We start from the raw sequence: 21,426 nt of genomic DNA on the forward strand, positions 1-21,426 counted from the left end.
CATGCGCCGTTCGAAAATCGTCTGTACTCTCGGCCCCGCGGTCGACTCCCACGAGCAGCTTGTCGCGTTGATCGAAGCCGGCATGAACGTGGCCCGCTTCAACTTCAGCCACGGCTCGCACGCCGAGCACCAGGGCCGGTACGACCGGGTCCGTGCCGCCGCCAAGGAGACCGGCCGGGCCATCGGTGTCCTCGCCGACCTCCAGGGCCCGAAGATCCGTCTGGAGACCTTCGCCGAGGGGCCGGTGGAGCTGGTCCGCGGTGACGAGTTCACCATCACCACCGAGGACGTCCCGGGCGACAAGACGATCTGCGGAACGACCTACAAGGGCCTGCCGGGCGACGTCTCCCACGGCGACCAGATCCTCATCAACGACGGCAACGTCGAACTGAAGGTCACCGAGGTCCACGGGCACCGGGTGAAGACGATCGTCATCGAGGGCGGTGTCATCTCCGACCACAAGGGCATCAACCTGCCCGGCGCGGCCGTCAACGTGCCTGCCCTGTCCGAGAAGGACATCGAGGATCTCCGCTTCGCCCTCCGCATGGGCTGTGACCTGGTCGCGCTGTCCTTCGTCCGCGACGCCAAGGACGTCCACGACGTGCACCGCGTCATGGACGAGGAGGGCCGCCGGGTCCCCGTCATCGCCAAGGTGGAGAAGCCGCAGGCGGTGCAGAACATGGAGGACGTCGTGATGGCGTTCGACGGCGTGATGGTCGCCCGTGGTGACCTGGCCGTCGAGTACCCGCTCGAGAAGGTCCCGATGGTGCAGAAGCGGCTCATCGAACTGTGCCGCCGCAACGCCAAGCCGGTGATCGTGGCGACCCAGATGATGGAGTCGATGATCACCAACTCCCGTCCGACCCGCGCCGAGGCCTCCGACGTGGCCAACGCGATCCTGGACGGCGCCGACGCGGTCATGCTGTCCGCCGAGTCGAGCGTGGGCGCGTACCCGATCGAGACGGTCAAGACGATGTCGAAGATCGTCACCGCGGCCGAGCAGGAACTGCTCTCCAAGGGCCTGCAGCCGCTCGTCCCGGGCAAGAAGCCGCGCACACAGGGCGGTTCGGTGGCCCGGGCCGCCTGCGAGATCGCCGACTTCCTCGGCGGCCGGGGCCTGGTGGCCTTCACCCAGTCCGGCGACACGGCCCGCCGCCTGTCCCGCTACCGCGCGCAGCAGCCGATCATCGCCTTCACCACCGACGAGGGCACCCGCAACCAGATGGCGCTCAGCTGGGGCGTCGAGCCGTACGTGGTGCCGTTCGTGAACAGCACCGACGAGATGGTCGACCTGGTGGAGCAGGAGCTGGTCAAGCTGAACCGCTTCAACGCGGGCGACATCGTGGTCATCACCGCCGGCTCGCCCCCCGGCGTGCCCGGCACCACCAACATGGTGCGGGTCCACCACCTGGGCGAGGCCAAGGGCTGATCCGCCAAGGGCCGTGAAGGCCCGTACACGCCACCGAGGGCGCCCCCTGAAATCACCAGGTGGCGCCCTCGTCCTGATGCGCTCAGTGGCTTGCGTCGGGTGTCATGCCTCGGTAACCGCCTGAAGGACGGCTTGGGCCAGGGCGTAGAAGTTCTCCCGGTAGAAGCCCAGACGGATGTTGAACGGCTCCTCCGCGAAGAGGCCGCCGCGCTCGACGAACAGGGCGGGTACGGCGGTCAGCGCGCTGTGCACCATGTGGAGTTCCTCCGTGGTGAGGCGGAAGTCGCGTGACTCCGTGTGCCGTCCGGCCAGGCGTTCCACGAGCGCGTCGACGGCCTCCCGGCCCGAGCCGACCAGCAGGGTCAGCTCCGTGTCGCCGTAGTCCCGCTCCCTCAGACAGCTCAGCGCCTCGTACATCGCCGCCACCTGACGGGGCGCGAGCCGCACGATGAACGCGTCGCCGTCGCGGGTAAGTTTCAGCTGGGTTCTCAACCTCTCCTCTTTCCCCGTGCACATACGAGGGCCGTGAGGGCCCCTGCACGCCACCGAGGGCGCCCCCCTGGGATCCAGGGGGCGCCCTCGGCGTGTGCGGCTCCCGAACGGGCTGGAGGGGGCGCTCAGTCGGTGACGAAGTTGTGCAGCCCCGGCACGTGGAGGGTCCCGCCGAACTGGCCGGCCTGCTGGACCTTCACGTTGGTGAAGTAGATCAGCGGGATGTTCAGCGGCGGCGGGTGCTCCGGGTCGAACGTGATCGGGATGAGCCCCAGCAGGTTGCCGGAGATGCTCTCCGTGTACATCACCGTGTCGCCGTCGCGGATCGTGGACGTCGAGCCCTTGGCCGCCTGCACGTGGTAGGTCTTGCCGGACTGCTTGTCCTTGACGGTCTGGTGCAGGTCGCCGATGTCCGTGCCGCCGGATATGACGTACTTGAGCACCTTCTTGACGGTGCCGTTGGCGGTGCGCACCTCGACGACGCCCTTGTAGTCGGCGCCCTTCAGCGTCAGCGAGCTGGCGTTGAGGAACCACGGGTCGTCGGGCAGCGGCACCTTGTTGTCGACACCGCCCTCGGCGTCGGTGGCGGCCGGGCAGTCGTCGGCGTCCGTGGTGGCGCTCGGGGAGGGGCTGGGGGAGGCGGTGGCCTCCTGCGCCTTCTCCTTGGCGTCCTCGGCCGCCTTCTCGACGGCCTTGGTGGTGTCCTCGACCGTCTTCCCGGTGTCCTTCACCGTGTCGGACACCTTGCCGGTGGTGTCCTCGACGGTGTCCTCGACCGTGCCGGCGGCCTTCTCGGCCGTGTCCTGCTCGGCACCGGAGGCGTCCTCGGCCGGCTTCTCGGTGCTCTCCGACGCCGAGGCCGACGGGGCCGGGCCGGGGCTCGCCCCGTCCGTTTCGCCGTCCTTCGCGCCGTCGAAGATGCCGCCGATCGCGTCGCCGATGTCCTCCAGGATGTTGCCGCCGCTCTGGGACGGGGAGGGGGACGGAGTGGCCGCCGCGTCGTCACCGCCCGTGGCGGGGGCACTGGTGGACGGGGCCGGCTTCGGCTCGGCCTCGTCGTCGGAACCTGAATCCGACGAAGAGGAACCGCTGTTGTCCGCGTCCGCGCCACCCGAGGGGGACGGCTTCGGGGCGGTGCCGCCCTGGTCGTCCTTCTCGCCCGCCGCACCGTCGCTCGCCGAGGGGGACGGCGTGGGCGAGGCGGAGTCGTCCTCGGAGTCCTTGCCGTCCTTGCCGGCCTTGCCGTCCTTGTCGGCGTCCTCGAGGGCCGCCACACAGTCCTTGTACTCGTCGGCCGTCAGGCTCTTGGAGGTCGGCGCCACCGGGGTGTCGCTGTCGGCTATGGCGAGCGTCGACGTGAAGCCCATGCCCATGAGCACCGCCGTCGGCATCGCCGCCATGGCTATCGCCTTGCCGGCCGGCCTGTTGAACCTGGTGAACAGCGGCTTCTTGGGTGCCGCGTGGCGCGGCCCGGTTCTCACACGGGACGCCTCCACACCTGCCCCGTGGGTCACCTCGTCAGCCGGCACTGTGCCTCCCGTTCGCCCCGTTGGCCGGGTTCGTTCCTGACAGATCGTTCGGCTCGCCCACCTCGTCCACGGGCCGCAGCGCCGCGGTGTCGTGGTCCGTGGCCTCGGGAGCCCCGTCGACGCCCGTGCTGGCCATGGCGGTGGGCTGTCCCGCGGGCGGTGCGCCCGGCGCCCACGCCACGGCCATCGCCCCGCCCACGAGGGCCAGGAGGAAGCCGATGAGGAAGCCGCCGAGGTTGGACACGGGGATGGACACCAGCGCCAGCAGGATCGCCGCGACTCCCGCGAAGACGCGGACGTGCTTCTGGAACCAGAGGCTGACGCCCAGTACGACGAGCAGCACGCCGATGATCAGGGACCCGGCACCCGCGGTGGTCGCCATCGCCAGCGTCAGGTGACCGATCTGGAGGTTGGCGTACGGGAAGTAGGCGATGGGCAGTCCACTGAGCAGGACGAACAGCCCGGCCCAGAACGGCCGCTCACCCCGCCAGGCGCGGAACTGCTGCCTCCGGACGGTGAACTGGCCGGTGGCGGCAGGAGTCTCGGCGCTCATGGAAAAACAGCTCCCTGGTACAGCGTTGCTGTGGTGGTGATGTGGACCGCGCGTGAAGGCGCGGCCGGAAGGTGGACGGGCGGGGGCGCCACCGGCTCCCCCGCCCGTCATCGGGTGCTTAGTAGCACTCCTTGACACCCGTCGACAGCGACATCTTCAGGCCGCTGAGCTTGAAGGTTCCGGCGGTGGTCGCCCACGCCGTCTGCTTCACGTCGGTCAGGGTCGCCCTGTCCGCCTGCTGGGCGAAGCCGTACGGGTTGGTCGTCTCGCCCTTCCGCATGGCCGGACCCTTGCTGGCGTCCTTGGCGGCCACACCGATGTCGATGTTCTCGAACGTCGCATCGGCGCTGAGGTCGGCGACGTCGATGTAGAGGTTCTGGGCCTCCACCGGCTTCGCACCCTGACCCGCACGCAGGATGAGGCTGACGTTCCCGAGCACCGGAATGTTCGGGGTGACGACCGACTGGCACAGGTTCTTGATCGTCGCCGACTTGAACGACGAGACCGCGACCGGGTGCACCGACTTCTTGCCGTCGAGCGTGTACCCCTCGTCGAGGGCGCCGTACTGCGAGAAGCCCTCACCGACGAGCTGGTCGGTCGTGACCTTGAACGACTGGCCGGAGACGCTGAACGACGCGGCGAGAGCGCCCTGCGCGAGGGCGACACCTATCGCAGCCGTGGCGGCGACGCTGGGCACCATGACCACAGCGAACCGCTTCCATCTGGTCCCGCCACGCACCTGGGACTCCATATTTCCTCCTTCTCGGACGTACATCTCCTGTCCTGGCTCGCCCCGATTGGCGGCTCAGCCGGGCAGGGATGGGAGAAGTGCTACGTCCTCGGGAAGGAGAGCGCCTGCACTCGGCGGCGCAACTGCGCCCGAATCACCGGCGATCACCCCCGAGCGACAACCACTGGTCGCGCCTGACACGCATCACGCACAACCCTGCTGGACAGGCTTCGCCGGAAGGGCGAAGACCCCCCTGTCCAAGAGCCGGCGCCACTGCCGCCGGCTCTGCTCGGTGGGGACCCAGGACGTCCCGCGACCCAACCGGCTGCCGGGGTACGGGATTGGACCGAGCGTGGCCGATCGTGGTGCATTCTCGCCGCCCGCACAAGGGGGTTCGTTACTCGCTAGTAACGGCCGGATAACCGAACACCGACCCGTCGGTCTCGGTCGGCGACTCAGGGTGGCGCCGGACGGCGGTACAAAGCTGTTGATCGATGGACAGAATCCGACAGATCAACGGCGATGACTTACTCGTAGTAACAGCGGCCGCGATTACCAAGTTTTGGTAAAGCGCGGCCGCAGTGACCTGTTGTCGGCAAACTTTTCACGCGGGCACCACATGCCCGCGCGTTTAACGACTGGTCAGAACAGGGCGCGCGCCAGGGCCCTGCGGGCCGCGATCACGCGGGGGTCGTCGGGACCGACGACCTCGAACAGCTCCACCAGCCGCACGCGTACGGTGTCCCGGTCGTCACCCACCGTGCGCTGCACGGTCTCGATGAGCCGGCCGAACGCGTCCTCGACGTGGCCGCCCACCAGATCCAGGTCGGCCGCGGCGATCTGCGCCTGCACGTCGGCCGGCTTGTCGGCCGCGTCCCGGCGCACCTGCTGCGGGTCGACGCCCTGCACCCGCTGGAGCAACTCGGCCTGCGCGAGGCCCAGCTTGGCCTCTTCGTTGCCCGGGTCCTCGTTCAGCACGTTCTTGTACGCCTGGACGGCACCGGACAGATCGCCCGAGTCCAGCGCCTGCACGGCGGCCTCGAGGAGACCGTCGTGGGGGCCGGCCGGCCGCTCCGGAGCCGCCTGGGCACCGCCCGGCTCGGCCTCGGGGTCGACGGTGAGGCCGGTCAGACCGAAGCGCTGCTCGCCGACCTGCACCAGCTGGTCGAGGGTCTGCCGGATCTGGGCCTCGCCGGCCGCCCCCTGGAAGAGCGGCAGCGCCTGCCCCGCGACGACCGCGAACACCGCGGGGATTCCCTGGATGCCGAACTGCTGCATCAGCATCTGGTTGGCGTCGACGTCGATCTTGGCGAGCAGGAAACGGCCGTTGTACTCGACGGCCAGCCGCTCCAGGACCGGGCTGAGCTGCTTGCAGGGCTCACACCACTCGGCCCAGAAGTCGATGACGACGGGCACCTCGGCGGAACGCTGCAGGACGTCCCTCTCGAACCCCGCCTCGTCGACATCGATGACGAGGTCGGCCGGGGAGATCGCCCCCGCCCCGCCCTCCCGGGCTGCTTGTGCGCGCGCCTGCTCCGCCTTCGCCTTGGCCTCCTGGGCCGCCTTCACCGCGGCGAGGTCGACGACTCCGCTCATGGACATGTTCCGTGGCTGCATGCGCCTATCCTCCCCCGTACGGTGCGCGCGTGTGAAAAACGGTGTGAAAGCAGGGCCGGTCCGTGCCCTTGGCGCCGGGTCCCCACCCCACGCCGGGTGTGTCGAGGCCCGTGTACGTCCCTCACGGGCTTTCGCTACGAGTCGTAGCGTAATGCCACACGCAGGCTCCGGGACACCGCCCCCCGGTGATCTCCCTCACGGGGCCACGCGGGAACCGCCGGTTTATGGTCGGGGCATGCACAGTCGCAGCCCAGCCGGCCGTTCCGGGCGCCCGCGCAGCGCCGAGGCGGACGCCGCGATCCTGGCCGCGACACGTGAGGCGCTGGTGGAGCTGGGCTGGTCCAAGCTCACCCTGGGAGACGTGGCGACCCGTGCCGGGGTCGCGAAGACGACGCTCTACCGCCGGTGGGCGGGCAAGAACGAACTGGTCGTCGACGCCGTGGCCGAGCTGTTCGACGCGCTGGAGCTCCCCGACTGCGGCTCGCTGGCCGCCGACATCGAGGGCGTGGTGCTGCAGTTCGCCACGATCCTGGCCCTGCCGGAGGCGAGGAGCGGCCTGATGGCGGTCGTGGCGGAGGCCACCCGTGACGAGGCCCTGCGCGAACGCATCCGCGCGTCCGTGGTCGACCGGCAGAAGCGGCTGGTCCTGGAGGGCCGTGCCCGGGCCCAGGTGCGGGGCGAGCTCCCGGCGGAGGAGGACCCCGAGTCGGCCGCCCGCACGGTGGACCTGATCTTCGACATGGTGGCGGGTGCGGTGGTGCACCGCACCCTGGTGAGCGCGGAACCGGCCGACGAGGAGTGGGTCCGCAGCTTCACCAGGGTGTTGTTGCAGGGGCTGGGGTCGTAGCCCCTCAGAAGCCGGCCGGCTCCGTGTACACGCCCCACTCGTCGCGGAGCACCCCGCAGATCTCCCCGAGCGTCGCCTCCGCGCGGACGGCGTCCAGCATCGGCTCGATCATGTTGGCGCCGCTGCGGGCTGCGGCCAGCATGGCGTCGAGTGCGGTGCGCACCGCGGCGTCGTCACGGGCCGCCTTGCGCCCGCCCAGCACCCGGACCTGCTCGCGCTCGACCTCGTGGCTGACCCGCAGGATCTCCAGGTCCCCGGTGACCGACCCGTCGTGGCAGTTCACGCCGACGACCCGCTTGTCACCCTTCTCCAGCGCCTGCTGGTAGCGGAACGCCGACTCGGCGATCTCCCCGGTGAACCAGCCGTCCTCGATGCCGCGCAGGATCCCGGAGGTGATCGGGCCGATGGGGTGCTTCCCGTCGGGGTGCGCCCGCAGACCGCGCTCCTTGATCTGCTCGAAGATCTTCTCCGCGTCCGCCTCGATGCGGTCGGTGAGCTGCTCGATGTACCAGGAACCGCCCAGCGGGTCGGCCACGTTGGCGACGCCGGTCTCCTCCATCAGCACCTGCTGCGTGCGCAGCGCGATCTCGGCGGCCTGCTCGCTGGGCAGGGCGAGGGTCTCGTCGAGCGCGTTGGTGTGCAGCGAGTTCGTCCCGCCGAGCACGGCCGCCAGCGCCTCCACGGCCGTCCGTACGACGTTGTTGTACGGCTGCTGCGCGGTGAGGGAGACGCCCGCGGTCTGCGTGTGGAAGCGGAGCCACTGGGCCTTCTCCGACTTCGCCCCGTAGACGTCGCGCATCCAGCGGGCCCAGATCCGGCGGGCCGCGCGGAACTTGGCGATCTCCTCGAAGAAGTCGACGTGCGCGTCGAAGAAGAAGGACAGACCGGGGGCGAAGACGTCCACGTCCAGCCCGCGCGACAGGCCCAGCTCCACGTACCCGAAGCCGTCCGCCAGCGTGTACGCCAGCTCCTGCGCGGCCGTCGCCCCGGCCTCGCGGATGTGGTAGCCGGAGACGGACAGCGGCTTGTAGGCGGGGATGCCGGCCGCGCAGTGCTCCATGAGGTCACCGATGAGCCGCAGGTGCGGCTCGGGCTGGAAGAGCCACTCCTTCTGGGCGATGTACTCCTTGAAGATGTCCGTCTGGAGCGTGCCGTTGAGGACGGACGGGTCGACGCCCTGCCGTTCGGCGGCGACCAGGTACATGCAGAAGACGGGGACGGCCGGGCCGCTGATGGTCATCGACGTCGTGACGTCACCGAGCGGGATGTCCTTGAACAGGACCTCCATGTCGGCCGCCGAGTCGATGGCGACACCGCAGTGCCCGACCTCGCCCAGCGAGCGCGGGTCGTCGGAGTCGCGTCCCATGAGGGTCGGCATGTCGAAGGCGACCGAGAGCCCGCCTCCGCCGTTGCGGAGGATCATCTTGTAGCGCTCGTTGGTCTGCTCGGCGTTGCCGAACCCGGCGAACTGCCGGATGGTCCACGTCCGCCCTCGGTAGCCGGTCGCGTACAGGCCCCGGGTGAAGGGGTACTCCCCCGGCCAGCCGATCCGGTCGAACCCCTCGTAGGTGTCCCCGGGCCGCGGCCCGTACACCGGCTCCACGGGGTCGCCGGAGAGCGTGGTGAAGTCGGCCTCGCGCTTGCGTGCGGCGTCGTACCGGGCCTGCCAGCGGCGGCGGCCCTCCTCGATGGCGTCAGCGTCCATGCCTTCGAATTTACTTGGACGTCCTAGTAAATGTCGATGGCTGACGGGAGTGACCTGGCGAACGGGTGAAGGCGGCCGCCGCGCACCGGCGCGCGGTGGCCGCGAGATGCCTGCTAGTGCCGCGGCAGGCACCGTTTGCCCGTGAAGGAGCGGCGTCCGGTGCGTGCTCTCGGCGTGCCGGCCGGAAGCCCTCGTACTGGACGTACTCGGGCTTTCGGCCGGTGCGGCGAGAGGGCGTGCCGGGCGTCGCGACGGGGCGAACGTTGCCTGCCGCGGCACTAGGCCTTGACGGGCGCGGGCGCGTCCTCCGCGAGCTTGCCCTGCAGCTCGTGGCTGATCCTGCGCTCCACGAAGAACGCGGCCGTGGGGATCGTGCCGGCCAGCAGCACCCACAGCTGCTTCTTGACCGGCCACTTCGCCTTGGAACCGAGGTCGAAGGCGAAAATCAGGTACACGACGTACAACCAGCCGTGCGCGATGCTGACCACCTGGGTGAAGTCAGCCGCGCCGCCCAGATCCAGGACGTACTTGCCGATCATGCCGAGGGTCAGCGCGACGAGCAGCACACCGGTGACGTAGGCCATGACCCGGTAGCGGGTCAGCACGCTCTTCTTCATGCCGTCGAGCGTAACGACCCGTTCCGGGAGATCTTGCCCCGGGTCACTCCTCTTCGAAGTCGCCCGCCGAGACCCGCAGCGGCCGCAGCATCGCGAAGATCTCCGCGCACTCCTCCGCGTCGTAGACCCCGAGTCCGAAGTCCATCGCCATCAGGTCGCGGGTGGCCGACTCGACGACCTCGCGGCCCTTGTCGGTGATGCTGGCGAGGGTGCCGCGGCCGTCGTTCGGGTTGGGCCGCTTGGCGACCAGACCCGCCTTCACCAGCCGGTCCACGGTGTTCGTCACGGACGTGGGGTGCACCATGAGCCGCTCACCGATCTTGGACATGGGCAGCTCGCCGGATTTGGAGAAGGTGAGCAGCACCAGCGCCTCGTAGCGCGCGAACGTCAGCCCGTACGGCCTGACCACCGCGTCGACCTCGGCGAGGAGGATCTGCTGGGCGCGCATGATCGAGGTGATCGCGGCCATGGACGGCACGTTCCCCCAGCGCTGCTTCCAGCGTTCGTCGGCGCGCGCGATCGGATCGAAGGAGAGACTGAGCGGCTTCGGCACGAACCCGACCTTACCGGCCGGTCACATGCTGGTCAGCCCCGTCTCGCCCTTCGGGCGCGTGGGGCCCGGGCAGGCGAGGTCGCCGTGGGGGCGGGTGGTGGCGGAGACGTCGGGGTGGGAGTGGGGGCGGCCGACTTCACCCTGACGGGGACCGTGAGCTCGCTTCCGGAGGCGGTCTGCGCGATGTGAACGACGTAGTCGCCCGCTGCGGCGTCCGCCGGGACCGTCGCGGTGAAACTGATGGAACCTGTTTCGGACGCGCTGGTCGCGTTGGCGGGGAACAGGTCGGAGCTGTACTGCACAGTACGACGTGGGGCGAACCCGCTGCCCGTGACGGTGACGGTTCCGCCGGGAGCGACCGGGTCGGGGCTGGCCTGTGCGGTCACCGGGCCGGTCGGCTTCTCCTTCTCGTACCGAAGCTCGGCGTGGGCCTGACGGCGGGACTCCGTGCCCACGGCGGCGACGCCTTGGGTGCTCCCGGGCTCCGGCACCCTCCATTCCTCGCCGAGGCGACCGATGGCGACCCCCGCGGCGTTCGCCTTCGGGTGGGCGTAACTGCCGCTGTGCCCCCACGGGCCCATCCAGATGTCGACGGTCTCCCCCGGCTTGAACCCCGAGGCGGTGGCCGTGGTGGGCTGGCCTACACGGACGGTGGTCGGGTTGAGGACCAGTTTCGGTGCGGGGCGAGGCCGGGTCCTGTCTGCCGGCGTGACCCGCAGCCGCGCCGACGCCTTCCGGTCGGACCGCTCCCCTCGGGCACGGACGGTGTACCGACCCGGCTTGCCGATCCCCTGGATCCTCGCCGAGGCCTTCCCCGTCCGTCCCGCGGTGAACGTGCCCGCGCTGCCTCCGGACGGGCCCGTCCAGGTGAAGGTGACGGGCTCGCCGGGCTGGAAGCCGCTTGCCGTCGCCGTGCAGGTTCCTCCGGGCTTCAGGGTCGACGCGGAGAGGGCGAGCCGGGCCGGGCGCGGGGGTCGCGACGTGGCCGGCGTGGCCGGGACGTCGATGTGCCTGACCTCCGGAGAACCGGGAACGGTCAGGCGTCTCAGGGTCTCGGCGAGATCCGCCGGGGTGTCCGTGAAGCGCGGCTCGGCGGCACCGGTGACCTCGGCCAGCCGGGCGAGCGGCCGCCGTTCCTTGTGCGGGACCTTGTAGCCGACGAACCGGACGTCCACCCGTACACCGCTGTCGGCGGCCTTCCTGCGCACCGCCGCCCTGACCGCGGCCTGGTCGGCCGTGCAGGCGTCGACGCCGTGCGAGGTCACCACGACGACCCGGTTCCGCTTGCTCCCCCGGAACGGGTAGTACCCCGAGAAGTCGTCGATCCCGGCGAGGAGGCCGCTCTCCAGCGTGGGTTTCCCCGACGGTGACAGCGCGTGCGCCGACGTGCTGATCCGCTGGGCGTGCCCCGTGCCCGGGCCGACCACCGACTCCGTGTTCCGTCCGTCCCCGCACGCGCCGCCGAACCGGCGCAGGGACAGGGAGTCCCCGTCGGCGGAGTTCTGCGCGGCGGAGGCGACAGCGGCCCTGACCGCGGGGAACTGCTTGCCGTGTCCGACCAGCGAGGTGTCGACGACGAACGCCGTGCGGTAGTCGGGGACGGCTCGCAGGACGAAGAAGGCCCCGACGCCGGCCACCAGCGCGACGACGACGGAGACGACCAGCACGCGGCGGGCCCATCGCCTGCGCCTCGGGGTGGAGTCGACGGTCATGAGGTCCCGGTCAGCTTCCCGCGCAGGGCGGTGAGCAGCTTGTTCATGCTCTTCGCCTCGTCGTTGTAGTGCGCGGCGGCACGCTCGAACGCCTTCATCCGCGCATCGAGCGGCGAGCCGGCCTCGGCGGCCTCCAGGACCCGGGAGGCCTCGTCCACCACCTGCTTCTGCTTCCGGCGCAGCCGGCCGGCCGCCTCGTTCACGTTCCGGGCGTCGTCGTTCCCGGCGCGGTCTGCGAGGTCGTCGAACTCCGGGCGGGTGCCGTTCACCGCGGTCCGGGCCCGGCTCAAGGTGCTGTCCGCGGTGTCGAGACGTCCCTCCTTCACCGCCCGGATGGCCGTGTTCACCTGGTCGACCGTGGTGTTGAGGGTGTCGACGATCCTCTGGGCCGAGGCGAGCACCGGTTCCGCGTTGGAGAACCAGTCGAGGGTCCGGTCGAGATCCGTCGCGTTCTCGGCGTAGACGGGCGGGGGCGCCTTGGCTGCCGTAGCCATCCGGTCGAGGTCCCGTCGCTGCTCGTCGGGGACCTGGAAGCCGACCACCCGGAACTGAAGGGACAGACCTGCCGCCCCGACGCGTTCGCGGATCTCCCTCTCGACGAAGGCGATGTCGTCCTCGCACGCGTCCACGCCGTGCCGGGTCACGACGATGATCCTGTTGACCTGGCGGGCCTTGCGGTCGAACGGCTCGGAGAAGTCCTCGACCGCCTGGACGATCCCGCGCACCAGCGTCGGCCGCCCGCCCGGTCGCACGCGCGCCGCCGCCCGGCCGATCTCCTGCCGGTTGCCGTCCCCGAAGCCGACCAGCCGGGCCGTGTTGTCAGCGGCGCCGCACTCGCCGCCGAAACGGCGCAGGGCGAGGGCGTCCTTGTCGCCCGAGTTCACCACCGTCTTGCGCAGCGACCTCGCGACCTCGGCGGTGCCCTCGGGATGCGCGCCCGCCGCGGTGTCGATCAGGAACTGGGTCCGGTAGTTCGGGGCGAACTTCGGTGAGAACCAGTCGAAGTAGAGCCAGCCGACGCCGACGGTCAGCAGGGCGGCGAGCAGCACCGCCAGCGGCACCCGCACGATGCGGGGCATCTCGACCGTGGTGTCCCCGGTGTTGATGGTGCCGGAGCTGTCGCCTTCGACGATGACGGACCGGTTGCCGAACGGCCGCCGCTTGAGGGACCGGGGCGTCACGAGGCTGTGTCGTCGTGGGTGTCACCGGTGGTGAGCGTGCCCTGGTTGTCACCGCCGATGGTGATGGAACGCTCCCCCGGTGAGGCCGCGGCACTCCCGCGCGCTCTGCGCGACGGCGGGTGCGGGACGTGCGGGACGCGCCGGTCGCCGGTGGAGACGTCGCCACTGTTGCTGCCCCGGACGGTGACCGAGCGGCTCCCGGGCGCGTCGGCGGCGCCCTGCGGGGCCGGTCCGGGGGCGGCACGGCCGCCGCCCGCGAAGCCGTACCCCCACATGGCCGCCAGTGCGGCCATGGCCGCTCCGGCTCCGCACGCCACGGCCCATCGCACGGCCGAGTCGTCCATCACCCGCGGCAGGAGCAGTGCTCCGCACAGCCATGTGCTCACCGCGAAGGCGACCGCGGTCGCAGTGACCGCCAGAAGCCATCTGCCGAACCGATCCACGCCCACCCCCGGATTTCGACCGGCTCCCGTCCCACCCACCATGGCACTCACACGGTGATCAGATGGGCTTTTTGGCTCATTATCAGGATTCGGGCACTTGTACGGATCGGCGGCCACCGTGGACGACGAGAACCCCGGCCCGCAGGGGCCGGGGTTCTCATGACAGTCAGCGGGTCCGCTATTCGGCGAGGTGGCGTTCCACCGTGTCCACCTTCGACGTGAGGCCGTCCGTCACGCCGGGGCGGATGTCCGCCTTGAGGACGAGGGACACACGGGGCGCGCGTCGCTCGACCGCGGCGACCGCGCGCCGGACCACGTCCATGACCTCGTCCCACTCCCCCTCGACGGACGTGAACATCGCGTCGGTGCGGTTCGGCAGCCCGGACTCGCGCACCACCCGCACGGCGTCGGCGACGTACTCCCCCACGTCCTCGCCGGCCCCGAGCGGCGTCACGGAGAAGGCGACGATCACGCGCCCACCACGCCTTCCTTGCGCGCGCGGGAGGCGATGACCGCGTCCTCGGTCTCACGGCGCAGCCGGCGCTCGGCGAAGAACCCGCCGGCCGGCAGCACCGAGAGGACGAAGTACAGCGCGGCGGTCCCCAGCGACCACTTCGCCCGGTTCCACGCGTCGGCCCAGAAGATGACGTACAGGACGAAGAGCGCACCGTGCACCGCGCCCATCACCGGCACGGCGTTGAAGTCCGTGGTCCGCTTCAGCACCGAGCAGACCAGCAGGAGGAGGAAGGAGATCGCCTCGGGGGCCGAGACCAGGCGGAGGCGGCGGATGGCGGTGGCGGTCTTGAGGTCCACGGGTCACCTTCGGTGGGAGAGAAACAGTTTGTGAACACGCGCACAAGCGTCCCGCCCATTGTGGCAAACCGCCTCGGCACCCGGCCCCTAGGGGTGCGGTCAGGGACGTTCTCCACCCACGGGCCCTGTCCCGGGGGCCCGGCCTGCGGATACCTTCCAGTCGTGGCGATGTTCCGACTTCAGAGCAGCAAGGTGCTCGCCGTCGACATGACCGGAGACGCCGTCAAGGCGAAGAACGGCTCGATGGTCGCGTACGACGGCGAGATGGCCTTCAAGAAGCTCAGCGGCGGCGGCGAGGGGATCCGGGGGATGGTGACCCGGCGGCTGACCGGTGAGCAGATGACGTTGATGGAGGTGAAGGGGCGGGGGACCTGCTGGTTCGCGGACCGGGCCTCCGAGATCAACCTGGTCAGTGTCCGGGGCGACAAGCTCTACGTCGAGTCGAGCAACCTGCTCGCGACCGACGGCGGCCTGCGCACGGGCACGGAGTTCACCGGCCTGCGCGGCGCCTCGCAGGGCAACGGGCTGTTCACGACGACCGTCGAGGGCCACGGCCAGGCGGCGATCATGTCGGACGGCCCGGCGGTGGTGCTGCGGGTGAGCGCGCAGTACCCGCTGACCGTCGACCCGGGGGCGTACGTGGCGCACCAGGGGAACCTGCGGCAGTCCTTCCAGTCCGGTGTGACGTTCCGCACGCTGCTCGGGGAGGGCGGCGGCGAGGCGTTCCAGATGCGGTTCGAGGGTGACGGGCTGGTGTACGTGCAGCCGAGCGAGCGGAACACGATCGCGGGGGACGTGTGACATGGCCTTCCGGGAGATCAACGGAAAGATGGTCGAGGCGACGGTCGCGCCGGGGCAGCGGCTGTTCAGTCAGCGCGGTGCGATGCTCGCGTACAAGGGCGAGGTGTCCTTCACGCCCAACATGGCGGGCGGTCAGGGCGGGATCATGTCGATGATCGGCCGCCGGGTGGCGAACGAGGACACCCCCCTGATGTCCGTCGAGGGCAGCGGCACCGTGCTGTTCGGGCACGGCGGGCACCACGTCCAGGTGATCCGTCTCGCCGGCGACACGCTCTACGTCGAGGCGGACCGCCTCCTGGCCTTCGAGGGCACGCTCCAGCAGGGCACGATGTTCCTGGGCTCGCAGGGCGGCGTCATGGGCATGGTGCGCGGGCAGGTCAGCGGTCAGGGGCTGTTCACGACGACGCTGCAGGGGCACGGGGCCGTCGCGGTCATGGCCCACGGCGGCGTCATCGAGATCCCGATCAGCCCGCAGCGCCCGGTCCACGTGGACCCGCAGGCCTACGTCGCCCACCACGGCGATGTCCGCAACAAGCTGTCGACGGCGCTGGGCTGGCGGGACATGGTGGGCCGCGGCTCGGGCGAGGCGTTCCAGCTGGAGCTCAGCGGCAGCGGTGCGGTGTACGTCCAGGCGTCGGAGGAGAAGCTGTGAGCACGTACGGAACGCCGGGCGCCGGCCCCGCCGTCTTCGACCCGGCGACGCTGCCGCCGGACGACAACGTCAATGCCTACACCTTCTGCGTGGAGCTCAAGGGGAGCCAGTGGTTCCTGCAGAAGGGGAAGATGATCGCCTACTACGGGTCGATCGACTTCAACGGCGTCGGACACGGCCGACTGGACCGTCTCGTCCGCACCTCCTTCCATTCGCCACTGCACGCGAGCGACTGGGTGGTGGCGGAGGGCTCGGGCAAGATGCTCCTCGCCGACCGGGCCTTCGACGTCAATTCGTACGACCTGGAGGACGGCAACCTGACCATTCGCTCGGGCAACCTCCTCGCTTTTCAGCCAACTCTGGCACTGAAGCAATCAATCGTGCCGGGTTTTCTGACCCTCATCGGAACCGGAAAGTTCGTGGCCGCGTCGAACGGACCGGTGGTGTTCATGGAACCCCCGATCCGGGTCGACCCCCAGGCACTGGTCGGATGGGCCGACTGCCCCTCCCCGTGCCACCACTACGACCACGGATACATGACCGGCGTCATGGGCGGTCTACGTGCGCTGACGGGCCTCGGAGGGGCCTCCGGCGAGGAGCACCAGTTCGAGTTCGTCGGCGCGGGGACGGTACTGCTGCAGTCGTCCGAGACACTGATGGCCGAGCAGGCCACGGGGGCCGTTCCGCATCAGGCCGGCGTGCCCGGCGGCGGGGCTCACGGCCCCCAGGCAGGGCAGTCCGGCGTACCGCGCCTTCCCGGACAGCTGGGCGACCTCCAGCGTCGCTTCGGGCTGTGAGCGGTAGTCTGCGGAGTGTGACATCGAACGTCTGCGCAGGGCTGTTCGCCAGGCGTGCGGGGTCACACGCCACCCCTCACTAGTTCGCCTTTCAACATTTTAGGTAGACTTCATTCATGGAGACCGAGACGGCCACCCGCTGGCTGACCGATGCGGAGCAGTGCGCTTGGCGCACCCACCTGGAGGTCAACAGGCTGTTGACGTACCAGCTCGAGAAGGACCTGCAGCCGTTCGGCCTGACAATGAACGACTACGAGATCCTGGTGAATCTCTCCGAGTCCGACGACCAGAGAATGCGGATGAGCGACCTCGCCTCCGCCACGCTCCAGTCCAAGAGCCGCCTCTCGCACCAGATCACGCGCATGGAGAACGCGAACCTGGTCCGGCGGGAGAACTGCGAGTCGGACCGCCGGGGGCTCTACGCGGTCCTCACCGACCACGGCATGTCGACGATGCAGAAAGTCGCGCCCCACCACGTCGCCTCCGTGCGCAGGCACTTCATCGACCTGCTGTCCCCCGAGGCCCTGGCCGAGCTGGACAAGGGCCTCAAGCCCATCGCGGAGCACCTGCGCGGCCAGCGCGGGCGCCCATAGCCCGCGCTTCCCGCCAGGGCCTGTTGCGAAAGTGGCGCCTGCCGCGCGGCCGCCCTTCGGGCGACGACGCCGCTTTCGCAACAGTCCTTCAGGCGAGCGGCAGGCGGAGTTCGAAGAGGGCTCCGCCTGCGGGCCCCCGCCCCGCCGTGAGGCTGCCGCCGTGCCGGACGGCGACGTCCCGGGCGATGGCGAGCCCCAGCCCGGCACCGCCGTCGTCGCGACTGCGTGCGGCGTCCAGCCGGACGAACCGTTCGAAGATCCGCTCCCGGTCGTCCTCGGGCACCCCGTCACCGTCGTCCGCCACCCCGGCCACGGCCCGGTCACCCTCGCGCCGCACGGTCACGGTGACCGCCGACCGGGCGTGCCGCTGGGCGTTGTCCAGCAGATTGGCCAGCACCCGCCCCAGCTGCCCCCGCGATCCGGCCACCTCCACCGGCTCCGCGTCCACGGTGACACCCGTCCGCCCGTCGGCCTCCTCGCGGGCGAGTGCGGCGAGGTCGATCTTCGCGTCATTGGACCGCTCCCCCGCGTCCAGCCGGGCGAGCAGCAGCAGGTCGGCGGCGAGCCGCTGGAGCCGCACGGTGTCCTCCACGGCCCCGTCGAGGTCCAGCAGCTCGGGATGGGCTGCGGCCACCTCCAACTGCGTCCGCAGCGAGGCGATCGGGCTCCGCAGCTCGTGGGACGCGTCGGCGACGAACCGCCGCTGCCGCTCCACGGAGGTTTCCAGGGCCGCGAGCGTCTCATTGGTGGTGCTGGCGAGCCGGGCGATCTCGTCGTGCGTGTCCGGCTCCGGAACGCGCCGGGCGAGGTCCTCGGAGTGGGTGATCGCGGCCATCTCGCGCCGGATGCCCTCCACGGGCCGCAGGGCCCTGCGGGTGACCAGCCAGGTGACGGCCGCGACGACGGCGAGCAGCAGCGGGAATCCGATCAGCATCACCGTCAGCGCGGTCCGCACGGCCCCGTGCTCGGCGGCCAGCGGGGAACCGGCGTAGACCTTGAGGTGGCCCCGGTCGTGGGTCTCCACCTCGACGGCGGCGAAGCGGTAGTCCTCCTCGTCGCCGTCGATCGTCGCGGACCCGTTGCTGAAGACGCTCTCCCCGGAGATCTCACCGGGTTCCAGCGCCTCGCCCGCGTCATCGGAGTCGTCGTCGTCATCGCCGGTGGGACTCGCCGCCGGCTGCGGCTTCACCTGCCCGGTGTCGGTCCCGCTGATCCGCTCCAGATCCTCACTGGCCGCGACCAGCCGCTCGTGCTCGTCGACGACCTGCACCGGCCCGTCGTCGCCGTCCAGCCCCGAGAGCTTGTCGTACGGCGTGCCGGCGGCGAGTTCGGCGGCGACCGCCCGCGCGGAGCGCTCCGCCTGCGTACCGGCCTCGCCGATCAGGTTGGACCGCAGCGACAGCAGCACGGCGGCGCCCGCGGCGACGAGTGCCACCGCGACCACGAGCGTGGCTCCCAGCGTGGCCCGCGCCCGGACGGACCCGAACAGCCGCCTCACGGCGACGTCTCCAGCCGGTAGCCGGCCCCGCGCACGGTCCGGATCAGCCCCGCCCGCAGCTTGCGCCGCAGGGTGCTGACGTACACCTCGACGATGTTGGGATCACCCTCGTACGCGAAGTCCCAGACGTGCTCCAGGATCTCGGGCTTGGACACCACCTCGCCGGCCCGCAGCACGAGCTGCTCCAGCACGGAGAACTCCTTGGCGGTGAGGGTGATCTCGTCCTCGCCCAGGAAGACCCGCCGGGCCGCGGTGTCCACCTTCAGGTCGCCGTGCACATGCACGGGCGACGCCCCGGCCCCCTGCCCGCGCCGCCGCAGCAGCGCCTTGACCCGGGCCACGAGCACGACGTACGAGAACGGCTTGGTCAGGTAGTCGTCCGCACCGGTGTCGAGCCCCTCGGCCTCGTCGTACTCGCCGTCCTTGGCGGTCAGCATCAGGATCGGCACCTCGTGGCCCGCGGCCCGCAGGGCGGCGCAGACCCGGTAGCCGTTGAGGCCGGGCAGCATGATGTCGAGGATGACCAGGTCGTACGTGCCCTCCGAGGCCTGGTACAGCCCCTCGCGGCCGTCATGGACGACGTCCACGGCGTACCCCTCGGCCGTCAGGCCCCTGGCGAGCGACAGGGCCAGCCGCTTCTCGTCCTCCACGATCAACAGGCGCATGGGTAAAGAGTGGCAAAGCCAACCTGAAGATCCCTTCAGGGGCCTTCAGGGTCCTCTCAGCCTCCGTCCGCCAGAGTCGAAGACGTCGAAAACGAAACGACTCGGGAGGAATCCGCATGAAGCGCAACATCGTGATCGCCGCCGTGACCGCCGCCGCTCTGATCGGAGGCGGGACGGCCACCGCTCTGGCGACCACGGGAGGCGACGGGGGCTCGGCGCGGCAGGCGGCCACCACTCAGCTGTCGAACGACGACGTCCGGGACGACCGGGGCGACGACGGCGACCGGGACGACGACGCCGAGAAGACGGTGCCGGCGGACGTGACGGCGTCCGAGGCGATCGCCTCCGCGCTGAAGCACACGTCGGGCACGGTCGTCTCCGCCGAGCTGGACGACGAGGACGAAAGCGGCAAGGCCGTCTGGACGGTCGACGTCCTGTCCGGCGACGACACCTGGCACAGCGTGGACGTCGACCCGGCCAGCGGCAAGGTCCTCGGCTCGCACACCGACGACGAGGACGGCACGGCGCAGGTGCGGGCGGCGCTGAAGGGCTCGTCGGTGACGGCCGAGGAGGCCGCGAAGGCTGCCGCCGGCAAGGGCGTGGTGACGTCCGTGGACCTCGACGACGACGGCAAGAACAAGTCCTGGGAGGCCGAGACCCGCAAGTCCGGCGGCGCCGAGCAGGACTGGAAGATCGACCCCACCTCGGGCAAGGTCACGGCGGACCGCGCCGACGCGCAGGACGACGACGCGGACGACCAGGACTGATCACCAGCTGCCCCTCTTCACGGCCCCGGCGTCCCCACACGGACGCCGGGGCCGGGTGGGTCCGCAACCCGGAGTCCCGAGGTGCCGCTGCGTCGGTGCTGAGGCCGGGTGGGTCCGCAGCCCGGCGTAGCGGGGTACCGCTGCGCCCACCCGTGCCGCCCCTGGCGGCACGCATGCCTGCAGCGGGGGCGGCTGCGCATGCCCGCGGATGGGCGGACCCGCACCCGCGTACGGCGAGAAGGGGCCGTGCCGGGGGGTGTCCGCCCGCAGCGGTTGGCGCGTCAACGGACAGTCAGCCGGTATGAAGGTCCATCGCGCCGTTCCGAGGACGGACACCCCCCGGCGCGGCCCCGACCCGCACCCCACGCGAAGGCGAAGCGAGCGCGCACCCCCACCCACCGCCAGGCGAAAAGACCGAAGCCCTCTCAGCCCTCCGTCAACCCGGCCACCAGCTCGTCAGCCGCCCGGTACGGATCCAGCTCGCCCGCCACGATCCGCTCCGCCAGCGCCCCGAGGCGCCGGTCCCCGTGCAGGTCCCCGATCCGCTCCCGCAACGCCGTCACCGCGATCGTCTCGACCTCACGCGAGGCCCGGGCCGCCCGGCGCTCCGTGAGGACGCCCCGCTCCTCCATCCAGGCCCGGTGCTTCTCCAGCGCCTCGACGACCTCGTCGACGCCCTCACCCCGCGCGGCGACCGTCTTCACGATCGGCGGACGCCAGTCGCCCGGCCCCCGGGACTCCCCCAGCCCCAGCATGTGGTTCAGCTCGCGGGCCGTGGCGTCCGCCCCGTCCCGGTCCGCCTTGTTCACGACGTACACATCACCGATCTCCAGGATCCCGGCCTTGGCCGCCTGGATCCCGTCGCCCATCCCCGGCGCGAGCAGCACGACGGACGTGTCCGCCTGCGAGGCGATCTCCACCTCCGACTGCCCCACACCCACCGTCTCGACGAGGATCACGTCACAGCCGGCGGCGTCCAGCACCCGGATGGCCTGCGGGGCCGCCCAGGCCAGCCCCCCCAGATGCCCGCGCGTCGCCATCGAGCGGATGTACACGCCCGGGTCGGACGCGTGCTCCGACATCCGCACCCGGTCCCCGAGCAGCGCACCGCCCGAGAACGGGGACGACGGGTCGACGGCGAGCACGCCGACCCGTTTGCCCTGCTTGCGGTACGCGGTGACCAGCGCCGAGGTCGACGTCGACTTGCCGACCCCGGGCGACCCGGTCAGCCCCACGACGTACGCCCCGCCCGTCAGGGGCGCGAGCGCCGCCATGACCTCCCGCAGCTGCGGGGACGCCCCCTCCACCAGGGAGATCAGCCGGGCCACGGCCCGCGGCCGGCCTTCCCTGGCCTGGGCCACCAGGGTGGAGACGTCCTGCATCACAGCTCCGTTCAGAAAAAGGGACCTAGCCGAGAAACCTGCCGAACGTG

The 21,426-nt window shown here is 70.7% G+C and carries 23 protein-coding genes; 7 read left to right on the forward strand and 16 right to left on the reverse strand.

Translation table 11 applies throughout. The features are described from left to right. The first annotated feature begins 1 nt into the window (after position 1). Positions 2-1,429, forward strand: coding sequence for a pyruvate kinase (gene pyk, locus AB0937_RS21360; protein WP_366713723.1), 1,428 nt, complete (start codon positions 2-4; stop codon positions 1,427-1,429). A gap of 102 nt (positions 1,430-1,531) precedes the next feature. On the opposite strand, the gene AB0937_RS21365 is transcribed toward pyk, so the two are convergent. The 5 genes from AB0937_RS21365 to AB0937_RS21385 all read right to left on the reverse strand — a co-directional run bounded on the left by AB0937_RS21365 (position 1,532) and on the right by AB0937_RS21385 (position 6,350). Next, positions 1,532-1,921, reverse strand: a complete 390-nt coding sequence (locus AB0937_RS21365; RefSeq protein WP_366713725.1) for a hypothetical protein — start codon at positions 1,919-1,921, stop codon at positions 1,532-1,534. A gap of 125 nt (positions 1,922-2,046) precedes the next feature. Then, complete coding sequence (locus tag AB0937_RS21370; RefSeq protein ID WP_366713726.1) at positions 2,047-3,450, reverse strand: hypothetical protein; 1,404 nt, start codon at positions 3,448-3,450, stop codon at positions 2,047-2,049. Continuing rightward, positions 3,440-4,003 (reverse strand): DUF6114 domain-containing protein, encoded by a 564-nt coding sequence (locus AB0937_RS21375; RefSeq protein ID WP_366713728.1) that lies wholly within the window; start codon positions 4,001-4,003, stop codon positions 3,440-3,442. Before AB0937_RS21375 ends, AB0937_RS21370 begins: the two co-directional genes overlap by 11 nt. A 118-nt stretch (positions 4,004-4,121) precedes the next feature. Further along, positions 4,122-4,754, reverse strand: coding sequence for a DUF6230 family protein (locus tag AB0937_RS21380; RefSeq protein WP_234848099.1), 633 nt, complete (start codon positions 4,752-4,754; stop codon positions 4,122-4,124). 621 nt (positions 4,755-5,375) lie between these two features. Continuing rightward, positions 5,376-6,350 (reverse strand): tetratricopeptide repeat protein, encoded by a 975-nt coding sequence (locus AB0937_RS21385; RefSeq protein ID WP_366713730.1) that lies wholly within the window; start codon positions 6,348-6,350, stop codon positions 5,376-5,378. A gap of 235 nt (positions 6,351-6,585) precedes the next feature. On the opposite strand from AB0937_RS21385, the gene AB0937_RS21390 reads away from it, so the two are divergent. Beyond that, positions 6,586-7,197 (forward strand): TetR/AcrR family transcriptional regulator, encoded by a 612-nt coding sequence (locus AB0937_RS21390; RefSeq protein ID WP_366713731.1) that lies wholly within the window; start codon positions 6,586-6,588, stop codon positions 7,195-7,197. 4 nt (positions 7,198-7,201) lie between these two features. On the opposite strand, the gene AB0937_RS21395 is transcribed toward AB0937_RS21390, so the two are convergent. From AB0937_RS21395 to AB0937_RS21430, 8 genes are all read right to left on the reverse strand, one after another. Then, positions 7,202-8,902, reverse strand: a complete 1,701-nt coding sequence (locus tag AB0937_RS21395) for a methylmalonyl-CoA mutase family protein (RefSeq protein ID WP_366713732.1) — start codon at positions 8,900-8,902, stop codon at positions 7,202-7,204. 278 nt (positions 8,903-9,180) lie between these two features. Continuing rightward, positions 9,181-9,519, reverse strand: coding sequence for a DUF3817 domain-containing protein (locus AB0937_RS21400; RefSeq protein ID WP_366713734.1), 339 nt, complete (start codon positions 9,517-9,519; stop codon positions 9,181-9,183). Between the two features lie 43 nt (positions 9,520-9,562). Next, positions 9,563-10,072: a MarR family transcriptional regulator gene (locus AB0937_RS21405; protein ID WP_366713736.1), complete on the reverse strand. Its 510-nt coding sequence runs from the start codon at positions 10,070-10,072 to the stop codon at positions 9,563-9,565. 32 nt (positions 10,073-10,104) lie between these two features. Beyond that, a complete protein-coding gene (locus AB0937_RS21410; protein ID WP_366713737.1) occupies positions 10,105-11,784 on the reverse strand; it encodes a hypothetical protein in 1,680 nt (559 codons plus the stop codon). Next, positions 11,781-12,965, reverse strand: a complete 1,185-nt coding sequence (locus AB0937_RS21415) for a hypothetical protein (RefSeq protein WP_366713739.1) — start codon at positions 12,963-12,965, stop codon at positions 11,781-11,783. Before AB0937_RS21415 ends, AB0937_RS21410 begins: the two co-directional genes overlap by 4 nt. After that, complete coding sequence (locus tag AB0937_RS21420; RefSeq protein WP_366713741.1) at positions 12,962-13,408, reverse strand: hypothetical protein; 447 nt, start codon at positions 13,406-13,408, stop codon at positions 12,962-12,964. The genes AB0937_RS21415 and AB0937_RS21420 overlap by 4 nt, the downstream gene beginning before the upstream one ends. 178 nt (positions 13,409-13,586) lie before the next feature. Beyond that, positions 13,587-13,880 carry an MTH1187 family thiamine-binding protein gene (locus AB0937_RS21425; RefSeq protein WP_366713743.1) on the reverse strand — a complete coding sequence of 98 codons (294 nt, stop codon included), beginning with the start codon at positions 13,878-13,880 and terminating at the stop codon, positions 13,587-13,589. Continuing rightward, positions 13,877-14,221 carry a DUF3817 domain-containing protein gene (locus tag AB0937_RS21430; protein ID WP_366713745.1) on the reverse strand — a complete coding sequence of 115 codons (345 nt, stop codon included), beginning with the start codon at positions 14,219-14,221 and terminating at the stop codon, positions 13,877-13,879. Before AB0937_RS21430 ends, AB0937_RS21425 begins: the two co-directional genes overlap by 4 nt. Positions 14,222-14,389: 168 nt before the next feature. On the opposite strand from AB0937_RS21430, the gene AB0937_RS21435 reads away from it, so the two are divergent. The 4 genes from AB0937_RS21435 (at position 14,390) to AB0937_RS21450 (ending at position 17,064) form a co-directional block, all read left to right on the forward strand. Further along, positions 14,390-15,022: an AIM24 family protein gene (locus AB0937_RS21435; RefSeq protein ID WP_366713920.1), complete on the forward strand. Its 633-nt coding sequence runs from the start codon at positions 14,390-14,392 to the stop codon at positions 15,020-15,022. A 1-nt stretch (position 15,023) separates the two neighbouring features. Further along, entirely contained in the window at positions 15,024-15,674 is a 651-nt protein-coding gene (locus AB0937_RS21440) for an AIM24 family protein (RefSeq protein ID WP_366713747.1), read from the forward strand. Continuing rightward, on the forward strand, positions 15,671-16,471 hold the full coding sequence (locus tag AB0937_RS21445; RefSeq protein WP_366713749.1) for an AIM24 family protein: 801 nt from the start codon (positions 15,671-15,673) through the stop codon (positions 16,469-16,471). The genes AB0937_RS21440 and AB0937_RS21445 overlap by 4 nt, the downstream gene beginning before the upstream one ends. Before the next feature lie 116 nt (positions 16,472-16,587). Then, the gene (locus AB0937_RS21450) at positions 16,588-17,064 is read left to right on the forward strand and encodes a MarR family transcriptional regulator (RefSeq protein WP_366713751.1); all 477 of its coding nucleotides are present in this window, start codon (positions 16,588-16,590) and stop codon (positions 17,062-17,064) included. Between the two features lie 88 nt (positions 17,065-17,152). Here AB0937_RS21450 and AB0937_RS21455 read toward each other — a convergent pair whose 3' ends face one another. Together AB0937_RS21455 and AB0937_RS21460 are read right to left on the reverse strand one after the other, a co-directional pair. Further along, positions 17,153-18,562 (reverse strand): HAMP domain-containing sensor histidine kinase, encoded by a 1,410-nt coding sequence (locus AB0937_RS21455; RefSeq protein WP_366713753.1) that lies wholly within the window; start codon positions 18,560-18,562, stop codon positions 17,153-17,155. Next, the gene (locus tag AB0937_RS21460) at positions 18,559-19,227 is read right to left on the reverse strand and encodes a response regulator transcription factor (protein ID WP_366713755.1); all 669 of its coding nucleotides are present in this window, start codon (positions 19,225-19,227) and stop codon (positions 18,559-18,561) included. Before AB0937_RS21460 ends, AB0937_RS21455 begins: the two co-directional genes overlap by 4 nt. A 116-nt stretch (positions 19,228-19,343) precedes the next feature. Between AB0937_RS21460 and AB0937_RS21465 the strand changes: the two genes are divergently transcribed. Then, positions 19,344-19,994: a PepSY domain-containing protein gene (locus tag AB0937_RS21465; protein ID WP_366713757.1), complete on the forward strand. Its 651-nt coding sequence runs from the start codon at positions 19,344-19,346 to the stop codon at positions 19,992-19,994. A gap of 425 nt (positions 19,995-20,419) precedes the next feature. Here the strand turns inward: AB0937_RS21465 and meaB are convergent, their stop codons facing one another. Next, complete coding sequence (meaB, locus tag AB0937_RS21470) at positions 20,420-21,376, reverse strand: methylmalonyl Co-A mutase-associated GTPase MeaB (RefSeq protein ID WP_366713759.1); 957 nt, start codon at positions 21,374-21,376, stop codon at positions 20,420-20,422. Positions 21,377-21,426: the final 50 nt, after the last annotated feature.

The sequence above is a fragment of the Streptomyces sp. NPDC047880 genome (assembly GCF_040706515.1).
Taxonomy (GTDB): domain Bacteria; phylum Actinomycetota; class Actinomycetes; order Streptomycetales; family Streptomycetaceae; genus Streptomyces.